This is a genomic window from Streptomyces sp. NPDC026417, assembly GCF_055567695.1.
The window spans coordinates 1-9,283 of sequence record NZ_JBVHPY010000059.1 but is presented as its reverse complement, the minus strand read 5'-3'; the positions used below and the strand labels follow the sequence as shown (position 1 = coordinate 9,283).

The window sequence follows — 9,283 nt, the reverse complement described above, 5'->3', positions numbered from 1 at the left end:
AAAGGAGACCCGGTGAACGTGGACCCGTTCATCGAGGCGGAGAAAACCGCAGGTCACAGCGTCAAGCGAGCGTGTGGACTGCTTGAGGTCTCCCGGACCGCCTACTATGCCCGCCGCAACGGCACCCCCGGCCCACGCGCGGTGCAGGACGCCGAGTTGAACAAGGAGATCACCACCGTGCACCAGCGCTCCCGCGGGATCTATGGTGCCCCTCGCGTCCACGCCGTCCTCAAGCGCGAGGGCGAGGGGTGCGGACGCCGCCGGGTCGCCCGGCTGATGCGGCGGGCCGGACTCGTCGGCCGAACCCGCAGACGAGGGCACCGCACAACCATCCCGGACCTGCCATGCCGTCACCCGTCCCGACCTGGTGCTTCGCGACTTCCACCCAGACCCGGCAGCGATCGACACACGCTGGTGCGGGGACATCACCTACACCGCCACCGACGAAGGACGGCTCTACCTGGCCACCGTCATCGACATCCCCTCCCGACGCGTCGTCGGCTGGGCCACCGCCGACCACCTGCGGACCGAACTCGTCGCCGACGCTCTCAAGGCAGCTCGCACAACCCGCCGCCCCTCCGGGCCGGTAATCTTCCACTCCGACCGCGGTTGCCAATACACCAGCCAGGAACTCGCGGCTCTGGCAACGCAGTTCAACATTCGTCTGTCCGCCGGACGTACCGGGCAGTGCTGGGACAATGCACTCGCGGAATCGTTCTTCTCCACACTGAAGAACGAACTGGGCGACGCCCACCCCTGGCCCAGCCGGGCTGCTGCCCATGCCACGATATTCCAGTGGATCGAGGGCTGATACAACTTGCACCGGCTCCACAGCAGCCTCGGCTACCGCAGTCCTGCCGAATACGAGACCGCCTCGGCAGCCTGACCAACACACCGAGGGTGTCCGTCAAAGCGGAACAAGCTCAGACACCCGGCTCTACGGCACCGCCCTGGCCCGATCCTGGGACCGGCTGCATCCCAAGCTGCCCCCACCGCTCCTCCTGGGCCGCAGCCGACGGAACCCTCCCCATCGCCGAGGGAACGGTGATCCGCCTGGACATCGACCACCTGCCCAGCAGAGCCACCCCAAGCCAGTCTGGCTGTGGTGGTCAGGCACCGACGCCACTCCCGCAGACACCGACCGTCTCTGGCACTCCTACCTGCGGCGCTTCGACATCGAGCACACCTTCCGCCTGTTCAAGCAGACCCTCGGCTGGACCTCCCCAAAGATCCGCACACCTGAGGCCGCCGATCGCTGGACCTGGCTGATTCTCGCCGCCTACACCCAACTCCGTCTCGCCCGCTCACTCGCAGCCGACCGGCGCCGTCCCTGGGAGAAACCCAGCTCCCCGGACAAGCTCACTCCCGCCCGCGTCCGCCGCGACTTCCGGCACATCCGCCCGCAGACCGCTTGCCCGGCCAGAGCACCGAAACCCTCCCGTCCCGGCCCCGGACGGCCACCGGGCCGCAAAAACACCCGAACCACACCCCGCCACGACGTGCACACAGCCCAGAAAACACAGCCGACAAAACGACGAAAGAAGAAGTCAGCCACCCCGAAGCCCGCCGCACACGTTAAAGATCAAGCTAGGTGTATTGCTCACGAGCGATGTTAACGCTGGCGGGGCTTGATCATGGCGAAGACTTCCGGTGTGGTGAAGCTGTCTAGGACTGCACCGCACGGAGGTCTTCGTGTCCCACCGTAATGCCCGGCTGACAGTTCATGGCAGGGGGCTGCTCGTTGAGCGTGTCCGTTCCCGCCGTCCCGTCGCACATGTGGCCGCCGAGATGGGAATCTCGCGTGCCACGGCCCACAAGTGGGTCCGCCGCTGGCGGGTCGAGGGCGAGCCGGGTCTCGCCGACCGCCACGATACCGCACCGCACCCCGGCGGACGTGGAGGCCCGCGTCTGCCACCTGCGCCAGGACCGCAAGCTCGGTCCGCACGGCTCGGCCCGGTCCTGGGCCTGGCCCGCCTCGACCGTGCACCGCGTCCTGGTCCGCCACGGCCTGAACCGCCTGTCCTCCCTCGACCGGCCCACCGGCCAGGTCACCCGCCGCTACGAACGCCACCGGCCTGGTCGACGCGCCGCTGCGGATAGCACTGCGGCGCCGCAGTCACGTGGGCACACCCATCGAGCGCAGCCAGTTCATCCACCACAGCGATGCGGGCAACCAATACACCAGCGTGCGCTTCACCGAGCACCTGCGCATCGAGGGCATCAGACCCTCGATCGGCAGCATCGGCGAGGCGTACGTCGAACCACGAACTGACTGATCACCAACCAACAAATCACGGCAGGAAAGTCGGAACGGTTCAGTATCAAGTGACAGCCAGGTTCGGCCAGGATGAGCCGGAGCGAACATTCGTGGCGGTCTCTTGACGGGACCACTGGTCGGCGGTTCTCTGGCTGAGCCACACATCCATCCTGAAGGGCGGGGCGTCCATGGCTTTTTCGCGTCGAAGGCTGCTGGAGGTTGCCGCGCTGGGCGCGGCGGTGGGTGTTTTGGAGCTGCCGCGGCGGGCGTTTGCTGAGGAGCACACTTCAAGTACGACGCTGACGCGGACGCTGCTGCCCGGTCCGGAGGGCGTGGGTGGCTACCGTGCCGTGGTGGTGGGTGCGGGTGAGCCGCATGTGGTGCGCGGGGAGTTGGGCGGGAGTGTCCCGTCTGGGGTGGGACGTCCTTTGTTGGCGTTTGCGCAGTTGACGGACCTGCACGTGGCGGATGCGCAATCGCCGGCGCGGGTGGAATTCCTCGACCGCTATGGCGATCCTGGTTCGTCGTCTTGGGGGTCGGCTCTGACGGCGTCGTATCGTCCGCAAGAGATGCTGTCCGTGCATGTGGTGGATGCGATGGCCTGTGCTGTCGCCCGGGTCGGGAGCGGGCCGGCAACCGGGCTCCCGGTCTCGTTCGCGGTGGTGACCGGTGACAGTGTGGACAATGCCCAATTCAACGAGGTGCGCTGGTACATCGACCTTTTGGACGGCGGTGTCATCCGCCCCGACTCCGGCAACCTCAGCCGCTGGGAGGGAGTTGCTGACCTGGAGCGGTTCGATGCCGCCTATTGGCACCCTGACCCCACGGCCTCCACCGACCGGCCCAGGAAATTGTGGGGCTTTCCACAGATCCCAGGGCTGCTGGAGCAGGCACGTCGTCCATTCACCGCATCCGGGATTGGTATGCCTTGGTACGCCGTCTACGGCAACCACGACTGTCTGGTCCAGGGCAACGCGCCCACCGGATGGCTGCTGAACGAGATCGCCACCGGCACCCTTAAGCCGGTCGGATGGCCAGCCATCCTGGAGGAGACCGTGCAGACGGCCGCCAGCCTGGACATCGGCGAGACACTGAAGGCAGCTCTTACCGGTCCGCTGCGGACCGTGACTCCGGATCCGGCACGGCGCCTGCTCAGCAAGGCACAGATGATTCAGGAGCACTTCGCCACCATGGGAAAGCCGCTGGGCCATGGGTTCACCGCCACCAACCGCGCGGACGAGACCGCCTACTACGCGTTCGACAACGGGCCGATCCGCTGCCTCGTACTGGACACAGTCAACGACAACGGTGGCGCCGGTGGCTCCCTTGATGCCGACCAGTACCGGTGGCTGCAAACAGAACTCAGACGCGGCAGCCGACAGTACCTCAGCTCCACCGGAGACCTGATCAGCCACGACGTCACCGAGCGACTTTTTGTGATCTTCTCCCATCACACCTTGGACACCATGGACAACACCGTCGACCCCTGGGGCTGGTGGTCCCCCCGGCGGGGCGGGGACGACGTACGGGCCCTGCTGCTGCAGCACCCCAATGTCATCGCGCTGGTCAACGGCCACACCCACCACAACAGGATCCTGCCGCACGCCCGGCCCTCCACCTGGCCCAAACCCGGCGGCTTCTGGGAAATCACCACCGCAGCCCACATCGACTGGCCCCAGCAAAGCCGGCTCATCGAAATCTCCACCACACCAGATACCGTCTCAATCTTCACCACCATCCTCGACACCGACGCACCCCCTCGGACCAGCACCCTCGCCACCCCCGCAGATCTGGCATCAAAAGCCCGCGAACTGGCCCTCAACGACTGGCAGAAAAGAACCAGCCCCGGACGTCATGGACAGACGACCGACCGCAACACCCACCTCCTCCTTTCCGCCCCCTTCCCTTCGTGACGGTTGGGCGACGGGCTGTTGGCTATGGCGTGAGTCTCTGATGAGAACTGGCATTAGCGGTTTCCGTAGCGTCATCAGCGGTCACGCTGATCCTCTCAGCACGCCGACAACCTACAGAGGCAGGCTGGCAAACAGAATCTCCTTCCGTGGTCAGGAGTGAAGTGGCGTCTAGCTCTTGACTTCCCTCGGCCGCATCGATTGAGTGGCTGTTCCAGTGATCCATCTGATTGAGTAGGTGAGTCGTGGAGACGCTGCCCCGCGAAACCCTTGTTGATGTTCTGAAAGGCCGTCTGCGCGAGGATATTTTCGCCGCTCGCTACGCTGCAGATAGTTACCTGCCTCCTGAGCGAGAACTCGCCAAGGGGTACGGCGTTACCCGGACGACGCCCAAGCATGCTTTCAGTCGACTTGTGCAGGCCGGACTGCTAGAAACCCATCACGGCATCGGTACCCGCGTGCGCGACTACGCCTGTGCAGGGGGCGCTGATCTGCTACCCATGCTCGTGCGGCACAACCCTGACTGGTTCGGCGAAATCTTTGAAGTTCGCCGCCGTGTCGGCGCACTGATTGCCGGACGTGCCGCCGTCCACGGCAGTGACACGCAGCGCGGCGAATTGACGCAACTTCTGGAGGCAGTGCGAAGGGCTGACGCTGGGGACGGGGCACAGCTTGCCGACATCGAGGTGCACCGGGCCCTGGCCCACGCAACTGGCAATCGAGTCTACGTACTGCTCACCAATACCCGCTTTAATGCCTACCTGCCGGTACGGGCTGCCCTGGTAGGTCCGTTCACGGATCCCTTTGTGGCCCATGATCGGCTGAAGCCCGTCGTCGACGCCGTTGTAGCGGGCGACCGGAGCGCCGCGAAGAGCGCGGCCAAAAAAGTCTAGAAATGAAGGAGCGGATCATGATAGAGGGTCTTGCATGAGCTTACGAGGAACGCGATTCAGGGAGACCATGACCGGTACTGTTCGTTTAGACAGTGACAGTAAGCCCCGAGCAATATGCCTCGACCTGCAGATTTCCGCTGATCAGGTTCTGAATCCATCTGGCACGACGGATGCGCGGATTGCCGGGCGGGTGCGCATAGCTGGCCACACCGATGACCATGCCGCTAACGGGAAACTGGAGATATCACCGCTGGCTGGGTGCCGGATTCGCTACCAGGTCTGGTTCATCGCAGACGGCCGCCGGTTTACGCTGAACGGTTGGAAATCCGTGAGTCCTCGTCGACCGATTAGGTCGATGACCTGTTTGCCCTTCACGCTCTACGAGAACGGTACCCGGGTCGGATCGGGTGATCTGCGCTTTCCGGTGGTGAAAGGTCTCGTGCCCTTTCTCGCGAGTTTTCGTTTCCCCAAAACTGCCGCTTCTCAGTCTTTCATGGCTCCGCGGTGGAAAGGCGAGGCCGGTAGAACCGAGGTTTGGTACACCACCGCAACTGATCCGGCAACAGGCACCGGCTTGTGGCTACACCACGAACTGGTAGCGCCTACCGACGGAACAGATCCCTATGCGCATGGCTGGGCCGCGGTTTTTCCCCCCGATGAGCCAGTACGGCATGCCCGCTTCCAGGCGCCAAAATGGCCCGGCGGCCAGCAAGGGTTCGTGGTCGATAATGTATCCGCCACGCCCGGACGGCTGACCGGCTCAGCAGGAGAAATACGGTGGGACCTCACGGAACAGGCCGCCGAAGCGCCTCTGTTCACCTTCCCTCGCTGGTCCTGGCGCCATGCCCTGCTCCCAGCCGCGCAGATGCTGCCCGCAGCCCGGGCTTCCTACCGCGGCACCATCTCCTACGGGGACATAACACTCCGGCTCGACGACGCACCCGGCGCATCCGCCCGGATTTACGGCCACGGCAACGCACAGACCTGGGCATGGCTTCACGCCGACCTCGGTAACGGAGACGTCCTGGAGGTCGTCACTGCAGTCTCCCGCCGCCCCGTGCTCCGCCGGCTGCCGCCACTGGTTTTCCTCCGACTTCGCATGGACGGCCGTACCTGGCCGCGCCGGGCCGAGCGCACCGCGTTCGGCTGGGCCGCAATAGGCCGCTTCACCTCGACGATCGGCCTGCCTGTCTGGACGGTGAGCGGCAGGGCAGGGCTCCGCCGCCTCCGAGTCGAGGTCACCCAGCCCGAAGACGGCACACTCACGCTCACCTACACCAACCCAGACGGTTCGGGCGCAATGTGCCGCAACAGCGAACGGGCCGACGCACACGTCCTACTCGAACGCTGGCGGGGCGGCTGGCGTACGGAGAAGCAGTGGACACTGAAAGGCACGGCCCACGCGGAAGTCGGCACCCAGTAAGGCTTTCCCGCAAGCAATAGCGTCATGCCACATGAATGACAGAATCACCGCTTGACTGTAAACGCAAATATCGACTGACGGGGCGACGGGGCGATCGGCATGAATTGTGGTGACGTGCCTTGGCTGCCATCCTGGAAATTCCGGCAGCCCCGAGCCAGGCCCAAATCCGGCGCGAAGACTGGCTGCTTCGTTGTTTTCCGGACGGTACGGCCTGGCTTAGGTGGTGAGTAGATCTCGTAGACGCTCGGCTGGTGTATTCCAGCCGAGCGTCTTGCGTGGGCGGCCGTTGAGTTCCTAGCTTGATCTTTAACTTGTGCGGCGTGGTCGTGAGGCAGTTGGCTTCGTCTTGTGCCGCTTCGTTGGGTGGCGTCTGGCAGATGTGTGCACGTCGTAGCGTGGTGTGGGCCAGGTGTTCTTCTGACCTAGTGGCCGTCCGGTGCCAGGGCGGGAGGGTTTTGGTGCGCGGGCTGGGCAGGCGGCTTGTGGGCGGATGTGCCGAAAGTCGCGGCGGACGCGGGCCGGGGTGAGCCTGTCCGGGGGACTCGGCTTCTCCCAGGGGTGGCGGCGGTCGGCGGCCAGGGTGCGGGCCAGTCGCAGTTGGGTGTAAGTGGCCAGAACGAGCCAAGTCCAGCGGTCGGCCGCTTCCGCAGTACGGATCTTGGGGCAGGTCCAGCCGAGGGTTTGTTTGAACAGGCGGAAGGTGGCTCGATGTCGAAGCGTCGCAGGTAGACCTGCCAGAGCCGGTCGGTGTCCGCGGGAGTGGCATCGGTGCCTGACCACCACAGCCAGACCGGCTTTGGAGTGGCTCCGCTGGGCAGGTGGCTGATGTCCAGACGGATCACTGTGCCTTCAACGATCGGCAGGGTTGCGTCGGCTGCCGCCCAGGATGAGCGATGCGTGAGTTTCGGATGCAGCCGGTCCCAGGAGCGGGCGAGTGCGGTGCCGTAGAGGCGAGTGTGGTTGAGAGTTTCGACGTCCTGAGTGCCCCAGGTGTCGGGCCGGCCGAAGACGAACTCGGCGCCGTGTCGGGGTGGCCGGCCTGCGGTGTGCGGTTGCCGGGTTGGGGCAGACCTGCGCATGACCCGGTCGGACCGCATCCGGGCCAGGACCTGGACGGGCAGGTCCTTGAGCAGGAAGGCCAGACGGGGTGCGTCGTAGCCGGCATCGGCGACGATGAGAATGTCAGGGTCGTCGGGCTTCCACTGGTCGGCGGCGATGAGTCGTTCGACCAAATCACGCAGTTGCCGTGTGGTGACGGTGGCGGCGTCGTCGCCAGGTGCCAGACGCCGCGCATCCAGGGGTGCGGTCCAGGAGCTGCGGCCCGGCTCGAGCGCGCAGACGATGGAGTATGGCCAGCCCGGGACAGGAATGTGCTGGTCCTTGCCCCGCCCGTAGGTGTGGCAGAGGATCCGCTCCGGGGAGGTGTGGGCCGCGGGCCGCAGCCAGCAGGTGACATCCACGGCCAGGACCAGCCGGCCGTCGCCGGCTCGCGGCAGCGGTACCGAAGCCAGGGCTTCCCGCAGGCGATCAGTGTCGATACGGCCTCGGGCAACAGCGGCATAGAGGCCACCGTGCCCGCGGCGATGTTCACCCACCAACGACAACCCGACCAGCGACCTCACCGGTCCGTCACCACACAGCACGGCATCAGTCATCTCGAACAGCACATCCGAACGGGCTGTGAGACTGGCGTAGAACTCCTCCCGGAAGGATGACAGTTGAGCCAACGACTCCCGCCAGGCATCACCATGCAGCAGACTCATCCTCACGGCCTTCGTTCTGAAGATGTGTGTTCCTTGGTCGGATCACATGTTCAGACGAAGGCCGCTTTGCTGTCCGTCACTTCCCTGACCGAGCGATCAAGTTCGACGCGGCATTCGAGACACCAAGTTAAAGATCAAGCTAAGGGCCGTCCCGTAATTGATGACCAGGTGTTACGGGGTAGTCCGCGGGCTCGTATACAAGTAGAGGTTCACCTGCCGCCCGACTTGATTCATGGCCATTCACGATGCAGACCACGACAGGGGCGAAGAGCATGGTCAGCAGCCACAGGCCCACGCTCGCTGGAGAGTAGATGTAGTAGCGCCAGTGCTCTGGCAGGGGCGACGGCGCGAGTAGAAGCAAGATCAGCGTGGCCCATGTGGCCAGCACGGCGGCTGCCGTGCGCGCTGCGGTCATCTCTCGGCCCCCAACGGTGGTCATCTCTATGGATCGGATGCAAGGCTGCTGGGATGGTCTTGGTGTGGCTGGTGTGATCACGGCGTCGGAGCCGTCCTGGATAGCACCGTTCTCCGGGCTGAGCCCGCGGCAGTTCGGGAGACTGGTGACGGTACTGCGTCGCGCAGGGGCTGACGCGGTCCGGCGCGGCCGGCCGTGGAGTCTTCCACTGGAGGAACGGACGCTGCTGGTCGCCGCATACTGGCGCACCAACCTGACGATGCGGCAGCTGGCCCCGCTGTTCGGGGTCTCGAAGTCGGCGGCGGACCGGATCATCGATGACCTCGGGCCGATGCTCGCTCTCCAGCCCCGTAAGCGGTTCGCGAAGGACACGGTGCTGATCGTGGACGGCACCCTGGTGCCCACCCGGGATCATGGCGTCGCCGAGCAGTCGAAGAACTACCGGTACTCCACCAACCACCAGGTCGTCATCGACGCCGACACCCGCCTTGTCGTCATGGTCGGCCGGCCCCTGCCCGGGAACCGCAACGACTGCAAGGCATGGGAGGAATCCGGTGCGAAGGCCGCCGTCGGCACGACCATGACTATCGCCGACGGTGGCTATCCAGGCACCGGACTCGTG

Annotated in this window: 5 protein-coding genes and 5 pseudogenes; 9 read left to right on the top strand and 1 reads right to left on the bottom strand. The window is 65.2% G+C overall.

The features are described 5' to 3' along the window. Nucleotides 1–12: 12 nt before the first annotated feature. From ACZ4NT_RS37880 to ACZ4NT_RS37845, 8 genes and pseudogenes are all read left to right on the top strand, one after another. Nucleotides 13–303 (top strand): annotated as a pseudogene (locus ACZ4NT_RS37880) (IS3 family transposase); the annotation flags it as partial. A 52-nt stretch (nt 304–355) separates the two neighbouring features. Beyond that, nucleotides 356–811: pseudogene (locus ACZ4NT_RS37875) on the top strand (IS3 family transposase); the annotation flags it as partial. A gap of 55 nt (nt 812–866) precedes the next feature. Then, nucleotides 867–1,616: pseudogene (locus ACZ4NT_RS37870) on the top strand (NF041680 family putative transposase); the annotation flags it as partial. 76 nt (nt 1,617–1,692) lie between these two features. Then, a pseudogene (locus tag ACZ4NT_RS37865) lies at nt 1,693–2,098 on the top strand (leucine zipper domain-containing protein); the annotation flags it as partial. Nucleotides 2,099–2,120: 22 nt separating this feature from the next. Beyond that, entirely contained in the window at nt 2,121–2,276 is a 156-nt protein-coding gene (locus tag ACZ4NT_RS37860; protein WP_467729929.1) for a hypothetical protein, read from the top strand. A 169-nt stretch (nt 2,277–2,445) separates the two neighbouring features. Beyond that, the gene (locus ACZ4NT_RS37855; RefSeq protein ID WP_467729927.1) at nt 2,446–4,170 is read left to right on the top strand and encodes a TIGR03767 family metallophosphoesterase; all 1,725 of its coding nucleotides are present in this window, start codon (nt 2,446–2,448) and stop codon (nt 4,168–4,170) included. Nucleotides 4,171–4,412: 242 nt separating this feature from the next. Next, nucleotides 4,413–5,060 (top strand): FadR/GntR family transcriptional regulator, encoded by a 648-nt coding sequence (locus ACZ4NT_RS37850; protein WP_467729925.1) that lies wholly within the window; start codon nt 4,413–4,415, stop codon nt 5,058–5,060. Nucleotides 5,061–5,127: 67 nt separating this feature from the next. Beyond that, nucleotides 5,128–6,483: a hypothetical protein gene (locus ACZ4NT_RS37845; protein ID WP_467729923.1), complete on the top strand. Its 1,356-nt coding sequence runs from the start codon at nt 5,128–5,130 to the stop codon at nt 6,481–6,483. Nucleotides 6,484–6,789: 306 nt separating this feature from the next. On the opposite strand, the pseudogene ACZ4NT_RS37840 reads toward ACZ4NT_RS37845, so the two are convergent. Next, nucleotides 6,790–8,246 (bottom strand): annotated as a pseudogene (locus ACZ4NT_RS37840) (NF041680 family putative transposase). A 479-nt stretch (nt 8,247–8,725) separates the two neighbouring features. On the opposite strand from ACZ4NT_RS37840, the gene ACZ4NT_RS37835 reads away from it, so the two are divergent. Then, nucleotides 8,726–9,283 (top strand): transposase family protein (locus tag ACZ4NT_RS37835; protein WP_467729921.1); only part of this gene is annotated, 558 nt, incomplete at its 3' end.